The following is an 18,522-nucleotide window of genomic DNA, read 5'->3' as shown; positions in this document are numbered from 1 at the left end:
GCCTTGTCAATCCTAGCTCACAACAACCTGATTGGAAAACGACGTAAAATCGTTAACAACGCCATTATCGGCGTATCCTTCTTTTTTCTGGTAGTTTCATTAATCTTCTTTGCCCTCTGCGCTACCAAACCTTATATGGGAGCGGTCCTTTCATTTGGAGAGCATGGATGGCTCATAGAGAGTGTGGACCGTCATGGCACTGCTTTTTCTGCTGGGATTCAAGTTGGTGATAAACCGCTCGAAGTGAATGCACAGTCAGCCGATACGTTCTTGCAAAGATTCGAAAAATCTGGTTCTATCAGGCTGATTGAACAACTCAAAGTGTTACAGCCCAACGGACAAATTCTTTCTTCTGAAATCAACGTTGATCCACAATCGAGAAAATCGTTTTTCGAGATTATATCTTGGTTTGTGCTTAGTGCCGCATTCTTCTTAACCGGCTTTTACATATTGTCAAAGAAACCTGATAACACTGCAGCTCTCATTCTTCTTCTTTCCGGAACAACACTCTCAGTAGCACTCAGTTCAACCTTAGCGGCTGAACGACTAATCCCCATTTCTTCTTATCCTGCGGTATTGGCCGCCCTGATTGGCCCATGGTTGTTATTGCATTTCTTTTTGATTTTACCTGACGAAAGAGCCTGGCTCCGCAATGATCCACGAATACTGATAATCTATGTAATCCCTGCGATTGCGATCGTTATGTACCCAATAATTGGTTACGCAAACGGCCAACCGCTTCCCGAATTCCGGATGTTCAGACTCCTCAGTTACGGAATGGGTTTTCTCGGGGTAGTGGGAGTCGCCATTTATAACTATGTCCGGGCTCAATTACCCCAGACCCGCCAACAGATGAAAATTGTTCTAATCGGCTGTGTTTTTGGATTAGTGCCATTTGTTGCATTAAACGCGATTCCTGCAGCCGTCACCGGAGCGGTAGTTCTGCCTTCAGATGTAGGACTGGCTTTCCTGTCATTTATCCCCTTGTCTCTCGGCTATGCCGTTGTGGCTAAACAATTACTCGAAATAGAAGTTGTTATACGGCGCAGCTTTATCTACGCTGTGATCACTATCATCCTGGCTATGCTTATTTGGGCAGCATTCGCCCTGGTATTTTCTAGCGGCATCGCTCCGGGTTTCTTTGAACGCTTCATTTTAGCTCTGGGACTATCCGCATTAGCTGTGTTTTTGCTCGGCCCCATCAAAAACCTCGTCGAGACGATGATCGATAAGTTGTTTTACAAAGACCGCTTCGATTATCGAAAAACGATCCAGAATTTAAGCACTTCATTGAGCGCTACAAGCGATAAAGAAGTCGCATCTTCCCTGATTATCGATGCACCCATGAGCGCGCTCAACCTTGCCGGAGCCTCCCTGTTCATTGCCACAGACACCGGCTCATTCGAGGTGGGGGCGGCCAGGGGGATTTTTGCTACTGAATCCAGACAACGTGATTTGCTGAGCCTCATTGTTCGCCGGAACGTCGGTAAAGAATTCCCAAATCTAGCGGACACACCAAATCCGGATATTGCCTTTGTGATACCCCTAGTAGCCGCGGACAAGGAAGTTGGCGTGTTGTTCATATCGGGAAAAACCTCACGCCAGGAATTTAACGGCTCCGATTTTTATCTCATCCAGGGTTTGGCCTCGGTGGCAGCCGTTTCATTGCGAGGCATATTAATCGCCGAGAGAGATATTTCAGAACGAAGACGCCACGAGCAGGCCATCCTCAACGCCAAGCAGGAATGGGAGAGCACTTTCGACTCTATCCCAGATTTGATTTGCATTTTGGACGCTGACCATAACATCATCAGGGTCAACCGAGCAATGGCAGATAAATTAGGATTATCTCCCGCCCAGACCATCGGCAAAAAGTGCTATGAACTGATGCACAATACGGATGCACCCCCGGAGAGCTGTCCCGGCTTCTCTTCGGGGAAAGCGTGTGGTCCTAGCAGTGAGATCGCCAGATGCGGCTGCGTGTACCAGATCAATATTTCAACGCTCAATAACGATGGAAAATCTTCCGGACGATACGTGCATATTGCCCGCGATGTCACTGCCGTCAAGAACGCCGAAGCCGAACAACAGAGATTGAAAGAAAAGGCGGAACTATCGAGTCGGCTAGCTGCCGTTGGGGAAATGGCTGCGGGCATAGCACATGAAATCAATAACCCCCTTACCGGAGTCTTGGGTTACGCTGAACTGATGCTTTCCGAGGATATCCCGGATGAGTTAAAAGAAGAGGTTAAGGTAATCGCCGACGGCAGCAAAAGGGTGGCGGAAATCGTAAAGCGGATGCTGACATTTGCCCGCCAAACAAAACCTTTCAAAACAAGCTTGAGTGTCACCGAACTTATCGACAATACCCTCGAACTCCGAAATTATGTGCTCAGGACGGCTGGAATAGATGTCGTCAAAAATTACCAGGATGACCTACCCTGGATAGTCGCCGATCCCGGTCAACTGCAGCAGGTGTTTTTGAATTTAATTGTTAACGCTGAGCACGCCATCAAAAAGACCGGGCATACCGGCGTTATTACCATCTCCGCCAAGAAAATCAGCGATCACTTGCGAATCGTGTTCAGCGATAACGGACCGGGGATCGAACCGGAAGTTCTACCTAAGCTATTCCAACCGTTTTTCACGACCAAGAGCCCCGGAGAAGGCACCGGCCTCGGGCTATCAATTTCCCGGTCTATAATCCTGGAGCACGGTGGGAGTATCGATATAGCCAGCGAGCTAGGGCGTGGCGCCACATTTACGATCGAATTGCCTCTTAACTCAGAATCTGAAAACGTTCTGCTAGATCCGGTGACTACCGTTTCCCGCCGAACTAACTCGAACATCAGGGTACTCGTCATCGACGACGAAATTTCTATCCAGCGATTATTAAGGCAATCTCTCTCTGACCAAAATAGGATTATTGACGTAGCGGGAAACGCCCAACAAGCGCTCGAACTGATAAGATCGAGCCCATACGATATTATTCTTATGGATTTGAGGATGCCCGGCACAAGCGGTATGGCTCTGTACCGGGAAATTATCTCGCAAAAACCCGAATTTGAAGGGAGGGTGATTGTCATCACCGGCGATGCCCTTGGAGAGGATGTCCAGGCATTCATCTCAAAGCATCGCCTCGAAGTGCTTACAAAACCGTTCGACCAATCTGCCGTTCAAACGATGGTAGATCGTGTGCTATCTCCGAATCCGGATTGACAAGCCAGACCCTACAAAAACGCCCGAGGGCTGTTGTAGCCCTCGGGCAAGGGATACCAAAGCAGATAAACTAACTTTTGGCGGGTTTCTTTTCTTCAGGCTTTTTAAGGATATCGTCGATCAGACCGTATTCTTTAGCGCCTTCGGGATTTAGATAGAAGTCCCGGTCGGTGTCGTGGGCGATCTTTTCAAGGGATTGTCCGGTCCTCTTGGAAAGGATGTCACGAATGATGTCCTGCATCCGGGTGATTTCTCGGGCGGCAATTACAATATCGGCGGCTTGGCCCCTCGCTCCACCCAGTGCCTGGTGCATGTGGATAGTAGCATTCGGCAGCGCGAAACGCTTACCTTTTGCGCCCGCGCATAGGAGAACGGTGGCCATCGAAGCCGCCATTCCGACACAGATGGTTGAGACAGCAGGTCTTATCAGTTGCATGGTGTCATAGATAGCCAAACCGGCAGATATGACCCCGCCAGGCGAATGAATGTAAAGACTAATGTCTTTATCAGGATCCTCACGGTCAAGGAAGAGAAGTTGGGCAATTATGATGTTGGCGACCTGATCATTGATCTCGGTGCCAAGAAAAACGATACGTTCTTTCAGTAAGAGAGAATAAATGTCGAAAGCCCGCTCACCTCGAGCGCTGCTTTCGATAACCATAGGGATAATGTTGGATGGTTTCATTGTCATGGTGTAGCCTCCTCTTTGTTTTCGGTTTCGTTTTCGGTAGTAGGCGTCGTTTCTGCGGACGCTTCTGTCGGCAGTCGTTCAGTTGCAATTTGTTTCAACCGTTCCATCGTTTTGCGCGAAAGCAACACTTGAACGACCTGCTCGCGAGCTTCTTTTGATTCCATTTGCTGTCGCTGGGCTGCTCGTTGATCCTCGGGTACAGGTTCCAGCATTCGAGTAACCTCGGCATCGATATCCGCATCGGTTACCTTGATGTCTTCAGCAGAAGACAGCTTACCAAGAGCAAGGGAGATTTTGATCCGATCCTCCGCCATAGGTCGCAATTGCTTGGCAAGTTCTTCTGGGTTCACACGGCCTAACAATTCTTCCAGTTCGGCCTCAGAATTGACTTGAGACCTCCAACGTTCCATCTGGGCGTTAACAAGCCGTTCGTATTCCATATCAACCAGATTGGCCGGATATTCCACTTTACTCATTTTAATGAGCTCAGCAACCAGGCGATTTTCGTAATCTTGATTAGCTTGCTGCTCGATGCGCTTTCGGTAATTTTCGGTGAGACGAGCTTTCAGCGCCTCGAACGTAGGCATTTCCACGTCGAGCGACATTGCAAAATCATCATCAGTCGGAGGCAGCTTTTCCTCCTTGACCTCATTGATTTTGACCTTGAATTCAGGCTCCTTGCCTGCTAATTCAGGTTTGGCGAAGTCATCAGGGTATTTCAATTTGAATTCTTTGGTGTCGCCCTGTGCCAGCCCGATGATCTCCTGAGAAAATCCGGGTGCTGGATATTTCGATTGTTCGTCAATACCGATCTGAAGACCTTTTTGATTAATGAATGGCGCTCCGTCAATCGTGCTTTCCAGATCCATGACAACGAGGTCACCCGATTTGACTGGTCTCTCAACCGGCTCCCAGATGGCTTTTTCATGTTGAAGCTGCCTGATCATCCCGTCAATGATTTCATCCTTTACTTCAACATTTTCGGGCTCAAGCCTGATGCTTTTATAATCGCCCAACTCCACCTTGGGGGGAAGCGGTACCTTCGCCTTGAAAATCAGGGGCTCGTTCTGGAGGACTTCGACCCCAGGAGTGCCAAAGCTCTGGAGTTTTTCTTCTTTGATGGCTTCGGCGCAGGCGTGCGGAAGTACCTCATCAAGGGATTCATCGATGAGCCGTTCACGGCCCACGAAATTTTCCAAAATCTGACGGGGGGCTTTGCCCTTGCGGAATCCCGGAACGTCTACTTTCTTGACCAGCTTTTGATAAGCATGGTCAAGTGCATCCTCCATGGAAGCGCTGTCCATTTCGATGGTGAGCAGGGCTTCACAACCCTCGATCTTTTTCTCGGTAACTTTCATTAAATCCCCTATCAAAATTTATTATAGACTACTGTGGTAACTTCACCGAAATGTGAACGGCATCGATCTGAGCTTGAGTGACCTCTGACGGAGAACCGAACAGCAAATCAAGCCCAGCCTGGTTCTTCGGGAACGGAATAACCTCACGAATCGTGGGCTCGCCCGCGAGAATGGCGACCACCCGATCAATGCCGGGCGCAACACCACCGTGGGGCGGCGCGCCGTATTCGAATGCGTCAAGAAGTTGACCGAATAAAGTCTGGATTCGCTCGTCGCTGTGGCCTAGAATCCGGAAAACCTGCCGCTGAAGTTCAGGCTGATGGATACGGATACTGCCTCCGGCGATCTCATAACCGTTCAATACAAGATCGTAGTGGCGGCCGTGTACCTTTCCGGGCTGCTCCGCCAGGAGCGGCATATCTTCTTTTCGCGGGGCGGTGAAAGGGTGATGTGTTGCCTGCCACCGGTTGTCCTCTTCATTCCATGTGAAGAGCGGGAAATCAACAACAAAGGCGAAAGCCAACTCGTTGGGATCGGCAAGTTTTAGTCTGCAGCCAAGTTCATTGCGCAGTTGACCAAGTACTGCATTAGTCCGCTCGCGTTCGCCGGCGACGATTAGGATCAAGTCTCCCGGGTTAGCTCCGGACCGTTGGGCGATGGCTTTAACCTGATCCAACGATAGGTATTTGGCTGCTACCGATCTCACCTTGTCCATCTCCAGCTGCTGGAGGTTTCCGGATTCTCCACCCAGTGCTATGGGAACCAAACCTGCTGCGCCCAGTTTCTTTGAGAATTCGATCAATTCTTCGATTTGGTTCTTGTTATAACCCCAACAGCCAGGAGCGACGATGGCTTTGACGACTCCGCCCCTGGCGATGGTGTTTGAAAACACTCCAAAACTGCTCCCGACAACGATGTCCGAGATGTCAGCCAGTTCTAGGCCAAAACGGAGATCAGGTTTATCGCAGCCGTAGCGATCCATAATATCGTGGAAGGACAGCCGCGGGAATGGTTTTCTAAAAGTCTTCCCAGGGGTAACCGTTTCCACGAGGCTGGAGAACAACCCTTCGAGGAGTTCCATCATGTCTTCTTCTTCAACGAAGCTCATTTCAAGATCAAGTTGGGTGAACTCCATTTGCCGATCCGCCCGGAGATCTTCATCGCGAAAACATCGTGCAATTTGGTAGTACTTCTCAATACCTGCGACCATGAGAAGCTGTTTCAATTGTTGTGGTGACTGAGCCAGAGCGTAGAATTTGCCGGGATACAATCTCGAAGGGACTAAATAGTCTCGCGCTCCTTCCGGGGTGCTTTTAAGCAGGATCGGAGTCTCGATTTCGAGGAACCCCCGGTCGTTCAGATACTGGCGCATAAAAGTGACAACTTTGTGGCGCAGGATGATGTTATTCCGCATGCGTTCCCGCCTTATGTCAAGGTAGCGGAATTTCAGGCGCAAACTCTCATCGACCTCAACCTCTTCATTGACATAGAAGGGAGGGGTCTTTGATTCATTCAATATTTCGAGTTCTTCGGCATTAACTTCGATTGCACCGGTGGGCATCCTCTTGTTTTCAGTGCCCTCAGGCCGATGTGACACGGTGCCTTTGACCCTCAGAACGAACTCCGACCGGAGCGCTTCGGCCAAATGGTGAGCTTCTTTGGCTTTTTCAGGGTTGAAAACAACCTGAACAATCCCCGAACGATCACGCAGATCAATAAATATCAAGTTGCCATGATCTCGCCGGCGGTGCACCCACCCCGCCAGGATGACCTTCTGACCTAGATTCTTATCGGTCAGTTCTCCGCATTGGTGGTCTTTAAGCAACGCTCGGCTCCTCAAAATCAAAGTATTAAAGTTAAATTATAACCCAGGCGGATTGTTTGTTCAATGAATCAGCTTTAGTAAAGAAACCGACAGTTTATTCCGGTCCAAAAAAGAGAGGGGATTTTCTCCCCTCTCTTCGGATTTGATTCCACGTGACGCCACTCTTACGATTTGCGTTTGTCAAAGTCCTCGAGGTCTAAATTGTCGATAAAATCGCGGAAGGCACTCATCTTCTTTATTTCGTCTTCGCTAGTCTTTTTACGTTTTTCAGAGATGTCCCCGGCACCATCCACACTCTCTACGATTTCTGAGCTTTCGCCTTCGCGTTCGAGAACGATGCCGGCCTTGTCCAGGACCGATTCGTCCGCATAGATCGGAACTTCAACGCGCACCGCCAGTGCCAGTGCGTCTGAAGGACGAGAGTCGATTTCGATTTGGTTGCCGCCTACGTTCAATAAAATTTTGGCATAAAAGGTGTCATTTTTTAGGTCATTTACGATGACATGCTCTACTTTGGCCCCCAGAACTTCGATAGTGGTGGCTAGAAGGTCATGGGTCATCGGTCTCTGGACCTGTATGCCTTCCTGCAACCGTATCGCAATGGCCTGGGCTTCAGCCGAACCTATCCAGATAGGCAGATAGCGTAGCGTATTCTTTTCTTTAAGCATCACCACGCGCTGATAATTCACAAGGCTAACACGGATGCTTTCTATCGTCATTTCAATCATTTATATGAGGAGCCTCCCCGCTTCTGAGACACATATCGATGGGTTCAATTCTACCTTTATGACCATAGGGTGTCAATGAAATTGAATATAGTTGGAACGTGGTAAACTAGTCTGGTTTTTTGTAACACTTTAACAAAGGGATTGATTTGTTGTAGAATAACTGGCCTTTTCCAAAGATGAGGGCTCGCTCGCGTTTCCAACAAAGTCGTACTCTGCCTCTGGCGCTTGACCATAAACAAACAGCTCGGGAAGGAGACAGCAGGGATGCAGAAAATGCCGGAAGCGATTGTCTGGTTCGACCAGGTTACCAAACAGGACATACCACTGGTCGGCGGCAAAGGCGCTAACCTCGGTGAAATGACCAATGCCAAGATTCCCGTCCCTCCTGGCTTTATTATTACTTCATCTGCTTACTACGATTTTATAGAGTCTTCCGGCGTCCAATCCAAGATCCGCGAAATTCTACAGGGTTTGGACATAGAAAACTCGAAGGCTCTTTCTGCCGCATCAGCCAGGGTCAAAGAACTGATCATGAAAACGGTTTTACCTGAAACCCTTGCTCGGCAGATTAAAGACGCATACGCCAAGTTGGGCGGTGGCCTGGTTGCGGTCCGTTCGTCAGCCACTGCTGAAGACCTGCCGGAAGCTTCGTTCGCCGGACAACAGAGCACTTATCTCAATCAAGAAGGCCCTGATCAGGTGGTTCATGCCGTCCAGATGTGCTGGGCGTCCTTGTTTGAAGCCCGTGCTATCTATTATCGCCAAGAACAGCATTTCGATCACTTCAAGGTTGGAATCGCCGTGCCAGTGCAGCGCATGGTGCAGTCGGTTACCTCCGGCGTCATTTTCACTATTGAACCGATCACCCACGATCCGTCCAAAATAGTGATCGAGGCCATTTACGGCCTTGGTGAAGGGTTGGTCTCGGGCGAAATCAACCCGGACCTGTTCATCGTTTCCAAAGAAGGGCCGGCTATATTGTCACGCCGGATAAGCTTCCAAGACCGGCGTCTCGTCAGGAACACATCGGGCACCGGAGAAGCTGCCAATTATTGGCAACAGGTACCCGTTGACAAGCAAGAGCAGCAGAAGTTATGCGACGAAGACGTTCTGAAGCTTGCCGAATTGGCCATGCACATCGAAAAACATTACGGCATGCCTCAGGATATCGAATGGGCCAAAGAAGATGGTGCCATCTATGTGGTTCAATCCCGTCCCGTAACCGCAATTAAAGAACAAGCTCTTGAAGAAGAACCTGAGATTAAAGAACAGCCGATCCTCGAGGGTTCCCCCGCGAGCCCCGGCTTGGCATCTGGTCCAGTAAAAATCCTGATGGACCCGTCAGAGATCGACCGCGTCGATTCGGGCGACATTCTGGTCGCTGAAATGACGACTCCAGACTTCGTTCCGGCGATGAAGAGGGCCGCCGCTATCGTCACTAACAGAGGCGGCCGTACCTCCCATGCCGCGATCGTCAGCCGAGAATTGGGCATACCCTGCGTCGTCGGAACCCACGAAGCTACGAAGGTGCTTAGGGACGACCAAGTGATTACGGTTGATGGTACCCATGGCAAGGTATACCCGGGAAAGGTCACCCGCCGCATTCAAACCTCTTCTGTCGTCAGCATGGTGCGCGATGCAATCAAGACCAAAACAAGAGTTTATGTTAACTTGGCTCAGCCAGAATTGGCTGATATGGTCGCAGCCCGTAATGTCGATGGCGTCGGATTACTCCGCGCCGAGTTCATCATAAGCGGAATCGGTAAGCATCCCAGTTACATGATCGAAACGGGTAGACAAGAAGAATTCATCAAGAAATTGTACGAAGGAATTGTTCCATTCGCCAAGGCATTCTATCCGCGCCCTGTGGTCTATCGAACTACCGATTTCAAGACTAACGAATATCGGGAACTCGAGGGTGGCGACAAATACGAACTTCCTGAAGAAAATCCGATGCTTGGTTATCGTGGAGCCTCCCGCTATATCCGTGATATCGAAAGCTTCAAAATGGAGATCGAAGCCATCAAACGGGTCCGCAAGGATTATCCCAATCTTTGGGTCATGATTCCGTTTGTCCGCACGGTCAATGAATTAAGCAGAGCGAAAGAGATATTGGAAGGGGAAGGTTTGAAACGTGGACCGGACTTCAAGCTGTGGATGATGACTGAGATTCCAGCCAATATTTTCCTGATGGACAAATTCATCGACGTCGGGATTGACGGCATTTCGATCGGCTCGAATGACCTCACTCAATTGACTCTGGGAATCGACCGTGATTCCGAAAAACTCCAGGACACTTTTGATGAGCGTAATGACGCCGTTATGGCTGCCCTTGAAATTGCGGTAAAGACCGCCAAACGAAAAGGTATCACCTCCTCAATCTGCGGCCAGGCGCCCTCCGTTTATCCTGAAATGACCGAGAAACTGGTAGCCTGGGGGATTACCTCGGTTTCGGTCAGTCCCGATATGATTGGCACCACCCGGGAAATCATCGCAAAAGCAGAAGCCAAGGTACAAGTCTAATTGTTGTTGAAGGTTTAGTTTCACACAAACTACCAGTCTTTCATGTTCTGGAAAGTATATAGCGGGGACAGTATTGAGCCGTTTCACCCCCGGGATTGGGCACTTGACAATCTTTCGGCGGACTGTTGCTTTTTTTCGGGATCATTCCTGGCCTAATTCGCCCCGTGATCGGAGATTAACCTCTCCATGACCCACCTCCCCGATATTCGCCATTACCTGGAAGACCGGGAGCGCCAATGGCTGTCACCATACGCGACCTTGTCTGTCAATACTCTGGGACGAGAGAAAGTTGAAGAACCGAGCCCGGTACGTACTGAATTCCAACGCGACAGAGACCGTATCATCCATGCTAAAGCCTTTCGTCGGCTGAAGCATAAAACCCAGGTTTTTATCGCACCGTTAGGCGATCACTACGTAACCCGGCTTACCCACACCCTGGAGGTTTCGCAACTCGCGCGGACAATTACCAGGGCGCTGCGTCTGAATGAGGATTTGGCCGAAGCCATTAGCCTTGGTCACGACCTGGGTCACACCCCCTTCGGGCATGTGGGCGAAGAAGTATTAGGCGAACTCTATCCGGGCGGCTTCCGGCACAATGCTCAGAGCCTCAGAGTGGTTGAAAAGTTGGAAAACAACAGTCAGGGATTGAACTTAACCGCCGAAGTGCGTGATGGCATACTTAATCACTCCAAAGCCCAGGGTGACATTATGGCTTCTGCCGCAGGTGAGCCGGCGACACTGGAAGGTGAAGTCTGCCGCTTGGCTGATGCTTTAGCCTATATTAACCACGATATTGGCGATGCGGTCAGAGCGGGTATAATCCATCTATCGGATCTTCCCTGTCAGGCGGTAGAGGTGTTGGGACAGACTCACTCCAAAATAGTTGACACCATGGTTCGCGACGTTATTGCCTCTTCCTTCGGTGTTTCAGGCACTGCGCCCGAGTTACCCGTCAAGATCGGAATGAGCCAATCCGTCCTGAGTGCCTGCAACCTGCTAAGGGATTTTTTATTTGAGCGGGTGTACAGGAACCGCGATCACTATGCGGAAAATGCTCGTGCCACCGTAAGGAGTTTGTACCGGTTCTACCTCGAATCTCCTCAAAATCTTCCACTCGAATTCCGTGATGCCGATGATCCGGCCAGGGGTGTCGTCGACTATATAGCCGGTATGACCGATCAGTTCGCTACTCAAACGGCTTTATCATTTGGTCTTGTTTAAATGGACGTTATCAACGAAATAAAATCCCGGGCAGATATCGTCGAACTGGTGAGTCAGTACACGACATTAGCCCGTTCCGGCAAGTCTTTAAAAGGGCTTTGTCCGTTCCATTCGGAAAAACATGGTAGCTTTTTTGTTTACCCTGAATCCGGTACCTGGCACTGTTTCGGAGCCTGCGCCACTGGCGGTGATGTATTTTCTTTCCTGATGAAAAAAGAGGGCTGGTCGTTCTCAGAAGCGCTTGAAAGGCTGGCGGAAAAGTACGGCGTTTCCCTACCTTCCAGATTCCAATCCACACCGGAAGCCGGCCACCGTTCAGATCTTTACGCGGTCAATGCTGCGGCAGCTCAGTATTTTCATGGACTGATATTAAATGCACCAGCAAGTGAAAAAGCCCGTACCTACCTCCAGAGACGGGGCGTTGATTCCAAATCAATAGCTGATTTCCAACTGGGTTATGCTTTACCCGAGTGGCAGGCACTCAAAGACCATCTCAATAATGCCGGCTACACCGACGATTTGCTCACCGACGCCGGGTTGCTAGGCCGAAGCGACTCCGGCCGCCTTTACGACCGGTTCAGAGACCAAATCATATTTCCTATCGCCGATATCAAGGGGCGCATAACGGGCTTCGGAGCCCGAGTTCTGGACAACTCCCAGCCCAAATACCTGAATTCTCCTGAAACGCCCCTTTTCTCCAAAAGCTCTACACTATATGGACTCAACCTGGCCGCCACGGCCATCCGCGTCGTAGATACCGCCGTAATAGTTGAAGGTTATATCGATACGATCATCAGCCACCAGTACGGATTCACCAACACCGTTGCATCAATGGGCACTGCCATTAACGATAAACAGTTGAACACCCTGAAAAAATTGTCTTCCAACCTTATCCTGGCTCTTGATGCCGACGTTGCCGGCGAGGAAGCAATGGCAAGATGTGTCCCTTTTGAAAACCTGCTCGAGCGTGAGATCAGGGTGGTGACTGCACCTCAGGGTCTGGATCCGGACGAGGTAATTAGAGCAGACGCCGAAGAATGGCATCGGCTGATAGCATCGGCAACACCCATCGTCGATTTTGTGTTCGAGAGAGCCATTGGGTCCACCGACCTCCACAGCGCCATGGGTAAGGCAGACCTCGTCACCAAATTGTTGCCTGTCATCGCCGGGATCAACGACCCGGTCCGGCGGGCGCATTATCTGGCGCTTCTTGCGGGAAGAGTTGGAACTACGGCTGCAGACTTGCAATTCAGCTTGCTACAACTTAAACTACCCCAGCCCGGCGCCAAACTAGCGGAGCCATCTCGCGTCATCCCCTTATCATCAAGGGCTTATCAATTGGAAAAGCATTTCTTGGCAATATTAATAAAACATCCCGAGTTGAAGTCCGCTTGTGGCGGCTTCCGGGAAGATTATCTAAATAGTATTGAGAATCGTGAAATCTACCGCCATTGTTTGACCAGTAACGATGGTACTTTGTTAAAAGAACAACTTGATCCATCTGTTTGGGAATGTTTTGAAAATATCTCGGCAAAACCGATTCCCGACGACCGTTTGGCTGACCGACTGCAAAAATGTGCGTTACATTTAGAAAAAGAATATCTTAAGTCATACGCATCTAGAATCAGTGCAATATTAGATACTGAAGGCGACAAGGGAAGCGCCGTGGAACTTCTCAGATATCGAGAACAGGCACTATCATTGGCTAGTCGTCTGGCGGAACTAGACAAACGTGAAAACCAAAAACACAGAAGCCCCGGGAGGTAATGAATGGAAAAGGAACGCGCTGAAAATTCTATAAACGACGAGGACCTGGAAACACCGATTGCTCCTGTCGAAGAGGATGAAGAAAAGGAGGCTGAAGAAGAGGCTGGCCCTTCCAGTCCAGGAGATCTTACGGCAGAAGACCTTTCAGCAGAGGCGGAGGCAGAATCAGACACCCTCCCCGAGGGAGCTGAGGCTTTATTGCCAGACCTTGAGATGCCACTCGAACAGCTCGAGCACGGCATCGTTGATGATCCTGTGAGGATGTATCTCCATGAGATAGGCCGCGTGCCGTTACTCAATGCCGAAACCGAGAAAATGCTCGCCAAGAAAATGGAGGAAGGCAAGCGTATCCGAGAGATACGCGAGCAGTGCCGCTTAAAAGACGGCCATCCCCCGACTGCGGTGGAGACCATGGTTTGCATGCTCCAGGAGTTAGTCAAGGCTGCTGTAACCGTCAGCATGTTACAGAAACAACTTGGGCTACCGGTGTCAACTAACTTCAAAGAGGCGGTGTTTTCTCCTAAGTTGCGGGCCAGTATCGACCAGGAGATCGATCAGGAACTTACCAAGAGCATTGCGGAAGAACAGGGTGCGCCGGTATCTCAGATCGAACAGGCGCTGATCGATCTTTCTCTGAACAGCGACCTTTTACCTAAAAAAGTCCTCGATGGTATTCCCGCTGACATGGAATTGGCCGATATTGATAAACTCGTTGTCGATCCGGCTTTTATCAACCGATTAGAGCACTATGAACATCAACTCAAGAATTACCTTGATACCGTTGAAATCGAAGCTAAAAAAGCCGAAAGGCACCTCATCCAGGCTAACCTAAGGCTGGTGGTTAGTGTCGCCAAAAAACACATCGGTCGAGGTATGCCCCTGCTCGACTTGATTCAGGAAGGCAACATAGGTCTCATTAGAGCAGTGGAAAAATTTGATTTCCACAGAGGTTTTAAATTCTCAACTTACGCGACATGGTGGATACGCCAGGCAATCACCCGGGCTATTGCCGATCAGGCGAGGACGATCCGCATACCGGTGCACATGGTGGAAACGATCAACAAGCTTTTGTCAGTTTCAAGATCGCTGTCCCAAAAACTGGGCCGGGAACCAACCCCGGATGAAATCGCGGTTGAAATGGAATTACCCGCTGATAAGGTCAGGGAGATCGCTAAAGTATCTCAATTACCTGTCTCACTTGAATCTCCAATCGGCGAGGAAGAAGACTCACACCTCGGAGACTTTATTGAGGACCAAAACGCGCTGCCGCCCCCAGATGCGGCCTCCCGCCAACTACTCAAAGAGCAGATCGACAGCGTCCTGGGAAGCCTCACTCCCAGAGAGCGCAGGGTGCTGCAGCTCAGGTTCGGGTTGGAGGACGGCCGGAGCAGAACTCTTGAAGAGGTGGGGAAGGAATTCAACGTGACCCGCGAGCGTATCCGTCAGATTGAAGCCAAGGCGCTTCGTAAGCTGCGCCATCCGAGCCGGAGTCGTAAACTTAAAGACTATCTTGAGTAAAATCAGATATGTTAACGAAAAAAGGCGGCTCTCAAGCCGCCTTTTTTCGTTATACCCACGATCGTAGCTCCGCTTCTACTTTCCAATTTGTACCCAGTCAAGGTTTGGGCAGCATTTTCAAGCAACTGATCCATGATTTGTTTTGACCCGGGCAGGTCTACGGTTGTATTCCATATATACAAATATATTTCCGAGTAATTCGCGGAGTCGCCAGACACCAACCCTATCGTCGTATACTGCGCCGTATCATCATTTTCCATATCGAGGCGAACCAGCTTGTAATGTTCTGGGTATTCAAAAGACAACGGCTGCATACCTTCATGGATGTTGAACGTGCTATATCCTGAATTGCTGCAACCACTTATTGGCAATATCAAGCCCAATGCAATCATGGATAATAGAGCCATCCCGATTCGGCGCTTAATTATGTTCATAACAACATGTTACCATCGAGCAATTCGAACACCAACATAGCGCTGATCAGCGTAAAACAAACTAGTTATGTTAAAATCAATCGCGAGGTAATTAACCCTTGATTCCAGTTCGCCTCAAAATGAAAAATTTTCTGCCGTATCGCGGAGAAATAACACCCCTTTCTTTTGATGGAATCCATCTTGCATGCATCACCGGTGACAATGGGTCCGGAAAATCTTCAATAATCGATGCGATCACCTGGGCTCTCTGGGGAAAATCCCGGCTTCGAAGCAAAACCACCTCAGATGATGACCTGATAACCCAGGGTGAAACCGAAACCGAGATCAGCTTCGATTTCCGCACGGGCGACAACCAGATTTACCGGGTTGTCCGGCGACGCGCTAAACCGAAAAAGACAGGTAGTTCAGGACAGAGCAGCTTAAACCTCTTCGTCGGATCCCCGGAGGGTTTCAGAACAATCTCTGGCAACACTATCGCCGAGACCGAAGTGAAGATAAAAAATGTTCTTCATTTGGAATACGAGACATTCGTGAGCAGCGCCTATCTCAAACAAGGCGAAGCCGATCATTTCACAGTACTTCGTCCTAATGAACGCAAGGAGGTCCTCGTCAGCATTCTCGGTCTGGATGTTTACGATGAATTAGCGGAAAAAGCAAGGGACAAGGCGAGTGAAGCGGCTTCCGCCAAGAGTTTGATAAGCGTGACTATGGAAATCGAGCAAAAACAACTGGAACGCAGGCCGGAGTTGGAATCCGCTCTTTTGTCCTCCCAAAAACAGCTCGCCGAATCGAACGAACAGCTGTCTAAAGCGCGGCTAACCCTGGATTCCCTGAAATCATCGTGGCAACTGATCCAAACCCGAGAACAAATGCTGCGCCAAGCCGAGTCGGCGGTGGTGGATACTGAGAACGACCTAAAAGCGAGACATAATGACAGGTTTGAGATAGAGAAACGCATTAAAATTCATCGAGATATTGTACATAACCGGGCAGAGATTGTGGATGGGTATTCTCGTTTATTATCGGCCCGCCAAATCAATGAGGACGATAATCGGAAACTCAGCGAACTGCGAACACTCGAACAACAATACATGCAATTAGACAAACAGATTTCCGAAGCCAGACACATTCTTTTAAACAAAAGATCGACGTGGCAATCCAAATTTGACGAATTGTCGCTAAGGGCGGCCAAATCGAGCAGCCTGAGACTCTCTTTGGACGATCTCGGGTTGGAGGCAGAAAAGCTCAAAGAAAGGCAAACTCAGTTCGAAGCTGAATCCAGGCAGCTTCAGGTAGTCAAAGTTGAGGTGGCGGCTATTGATGCTGAAGAGAAAGGACAGGTTCGCCGATTGGCAGAAATTGCTGAAAAGACTGGAATGCTCGCTTCCGCGGGCCAAGCCGCAATCTGCCCGGTCTGTGAGGCGGAACTCAGCGAAGATCGGCTCAAAACGGTACAAACAAGATACGTCGCTGAGCGCCGGGCGGCCGAGTCCGCGTTAGCTATGTTGGCAGATTCTAAAAAAGACAAAGCCAGAGAGATAACCGAACTGGAACGCCACTTGGCGATGGAAGGCTCATTAAGGTCTGAGGTCTTGCGCCTGGGCAAGCTCGAAGCGCAATTGCAGACAGAACTCGCGGAAGCGGAATCTGCTTCAAAACGCCTCCCTGAAGGGGAGAAGCAGATCACTGCGCTGACTCAGCAGATTGAAAAAGGTGAATTTGCCCTCGAAGAAAGAAATTCGATCGCTTCTCTCGAGCAAGAAATCCGAAAAATGGGTTATGACGCCACGGCGCATCGACGTGTCCAAGCTCAAATCAACGAACTTGAACCCTTCGAAAAGCGTCATCAAGAACTCTATCAAGCTGAGAAGCTCCTCACACAGGAGGAGAAAGATTTAGATAAGGCTCTCAAGACGATCAGTGAACTCGAACAAAGACTAGCACAGCGGATTCAGGAGGCGGACACACAAAGACAGTCATTGTCCCAGATTCCGAGAATCGATGCCCAGCAAATCGAGGATGCAGAATCGACCGTTAAATCATTGTCAATTTCCGTAAACTCGGACTCCGAACGGTTGGGCAGTTTGAAACAAGCCTTGGTTCACCTTGATGAGCTGGAAAATTCGCTCTTTAAAAAAGCTGTTGAACTCAAGAAGTATGCTGTTGATGAAAGCATCTACAAAGAACTTCAGGCTTCGTTCGGCAAGAACGGCATCCAGGCGGTACTTATCGAGAGCGCCATTCCCGAAATGGAGGCTGAAGCCAATCGGCTGCTAGCTAAAATGACCGACAACCGAATGAGCCTGAAACTGGAAATGCAGCGCGCCACTAAAAAGGGAGACATCGCTGAGACCTTTGACATCAAGATTGCGGATGAACTCGGCACACGTGACTATGACCTGTTCAGCGGCGGAGAAGCATTTCGCATAAACTTCGCGCTTAGGCTGGCATTATCCAGATTGCTGGCGCACAGGTCAGGGGCACCGTTACGAACGCTGGTCATAGATGAGGGGTTTGGCACCCAGGACGCGGCAGGCATAGAAAAATTGAAAGAGGCCATCGCTTCAATCCAGGACAAATTCGAGTGCGTGCTGGTAATTACTCACATCGAAGAATTCAAAGATGCCTTTCCGGCACGAATCGAAGTGTTCAAAACGGCTGATGGGAGTGACCTTCGGATCAATTATAACTAGAGACCAAGGTCATCAGATATCCCTTGCATCGCTTTGAGGGATAAAGTGATGAACTCTTCCAGGGTCAAACCGATTTCTGAGCATTTAGCGATCTGCTCCCGGTTCGCCCCAGCTGCAAAGCTCTTTTCTTTAAACCTTTTAAGGATCGATTTAGCTTCAACCACTGAAAGTTTCTTCTCAGGCCGAATCAAAGCGCCGGCGGTTATCAATCCTGTGACTGGATCGGCACAATATAAAGCTTTGTCCATCAAACTGATACAGGGTTCTCCGAGCAGGCCATGGCAGAGGATAGCATGACATACCTCATCGGAGACGTCCATTTCCCTTGCCATCTCCGCTGATAGTCTCCCGTGAACTGACATATCACCTTTACATTCATCGAGGTCGATATCATGCAGCAAGCCCGCGAGTCCCCATTCATCGATAACTTGGCCGAATCTCTCGGCAAGCGCTCGCATAACGGCTTCAGTCGCCAGCATATGCTTGATCAGATTGGGGTTACTGATTTTTTCTTTTACCGCCGCCAGGGCTTGTTCTCGTTCCAT

Annotated in this window: 12 protein-coding genes; 6 read left to right on the top strand and 6 right to left on the bottom strand. The window is 49.6% G+C overall.

Annotation, left to right across the window (positions count from 1 at the left end; all coding sequences use genetic code 11):
* Window positions 1-3 precede the first annotated feature (3 nt).
* Window positions 4-3,219, top strand: coding sequence for an ATP-binding protein (locus HX448_RS04305; protein WP_102330463.1), 3,216 nt, complete (start codon window positions 4-6; stop codon window positions 3,217-3,219).
* A 70-nt stretch (window positions 3,220-3,289) separates the two neighbouring features.
* Here HX448_RS04305 and HX448_RS04300 read toward each other — a convergent pair whose 3' ends face one another.
* From HX448_RS04300 to HX448_RS04285, 4 genes are all read right to left on the bottom strand, one after another.
* Window positions 3,290-3,910 carry an ATP-dependent Clp protease proteolytic subunit gene (locus HX448_RS04300; protein ID WP_162485873.1) on the bottom strand — a complete coding sequence of 207 codons (621 nt, stop codon included), beginning with the start codon at window positions 3,908-3,910 and terminating at the stop codon, window positions 3,290-3,292.
* Entirely contained in the window at window positions 3,907-5,268 is a 1,362-nt protein-coding gene (gene tig / locus HX448_RS04295; RefSeq protein ID WP_102330464.1) for a trigger factor, read from the bottom strand. Before tig ends, HX448_RS04300 begins: the two co-directional genes overlap by 4 nt.
* A 28-nt stretch (window positions 5,269-5,296) precedes the next feature.
* A complete protein-coding gene (gene aspS, locus HX448_RS04290; RefSeq protein WP_102330465.1) occupies window positions 5,297-7,093 on the bottom strand; it encodes an aspartate--tRNA ligase in 1,797 nt (598 codons plus the stop codon).
* A 164-nt stretch (window positions 7,094-7,257) separates the two neighbouring features.
* Window positions 7,258-7,821: a bifunctional nuclease family protein gene (locus HX448_RS04285; protein ID WP_102330466.1), complete on the bottom strand. Its 564-nt coding sequence runs from the start codon at window positions 7,819-7,821 to the stop codon at window positions 7,258-7,260.
* Between the two features lie 264 nt (window positions 7,822-8,085).
* On the opposite strand from HX448_RS04285, the gene ppsA reads away from it, so the two are divergent.
* The 4 genes from ppsA (at window position 8,086) to rpoD (ending at window position 14,850) form a co-directional block, all read left to right on the top strand.
* Window positions 8,086-10,344 carry a phosphoenolpyruvate synthase gene (gene ppsA, locus HX448_RS04280; protein WP_102330467.1) on the top strand — a complete coding sequence of 753 codons (2,259 nt, stop codon included), beginning with the start codon at window positions 8,086-8,088 and terminating at the stop codon, window positions 10,342-10,344.
* Between the two features lie 186 nt (window positions 10,345-10,530).
* Window positions 10,531-11,565 carry a deoxyguanosinetriphosphate triphosphohydrolase gene (locus tag HX448_RS04275; RefSeq protein WP_102330468.1) on the top strand — a complete coding sequence of 345 codons (1,035 nt, stop codon included), beginning with the start codon at window positions 10,531-10,533 and terminating at the stop codon, window positions 11,563-11,565.
* Window positions 11,566-13,332 carry a DNA primase gene (gene dnaG / locus HX448_RS04270; RefSeq protein ID WP_102330469.1) on the top strand — a complete coding sequence of 589 codons (1,767 nt, stop codon included), beginning with the start codon at window positions 11,566-11,568 and terminating at the stop codon, window positions 13,330-13,332. It abuts the gene before it with no gap.
* A gap of 3 nt (window positions 13,333-13,335) precedes the next feature.
* Window positions 13,336-14,850: an RNA polymerase sigma factor RpoD gene (gene rpoD, locus HX448_RS04265; RefSeq protein ID WP_102330470.1), complete on the top strand. Its 1,515-nt coding sequence runs from the start codon at window positions 13,336-13,338 to the stop codon at window positions 14,848-14,850.
* A gap of 11 nt (window positions 14,851-14,861) precedes the next feature.
* Here the strand turns inward: rpoD and HX448_RS04260 are convergent, their stop codons facing one another.
* Window positions 14,862-15,242 (bottom strand): hypothetical protein, encoded by a 381-nt coding sequence (locus HX448_RS04260; RefSeq protein ID WP_162485874.1) that lies wholly within the window; start codon window positions 15,240-15,242, stop codon window positions 14,862-14,864.
* Between the two features lie 161 nt (window positions 15,243-15,403).
* Here HX448_RS04260 and HX448_RS04255 point away from each other — a divergent pair, with 161 nt between their 5' ends.
* Window positions 15,404-17,977 (top strand): AAA family ATPase, encoded by a 2,574-nt coding sequence (locus HX448_RS04255; protein WP_102330472.1) that lies wholly within the window; start codon window positions 15,404-15,406, stop codon window positions 17,975-17,977.
* On the opposite strand, the gene HX448_RS04250 is transcribed toward HX448_RS04255, so the two are convergent.
* Window positions 17,974-18,522 carry an HD domain-containing protein gene (locus tag HX448_RS04250; protein ID WP_102330473.1) on the bottom strand — a complete coding sequence of 183 codons (549 nt, stop codon included), beginning with the start codon at window positions 18,520-18,522 and terminating at the stop codon, window positions 17,974-17,976. The two genes, HX448_RS04255 and HX448_RS04250, sit on opposite strands and share 4 nt — an antisense overlap.

Source organism: Dehalogenimonas etheniformans (genome assembly GCF_014672715.2).
In the GTDB taxonomy this organism is placed as follows: domain Bacteria; phylum Chloroflexota; class Dehalococcoidia; order Dehalococcoidales; family Dehalococcoidaceae; genus Dehalogenimonas; species Dehalogenimonas etheniformans.
This window is presented reverse-complemented; position numbering and strand designations above follow the sequence as displayed.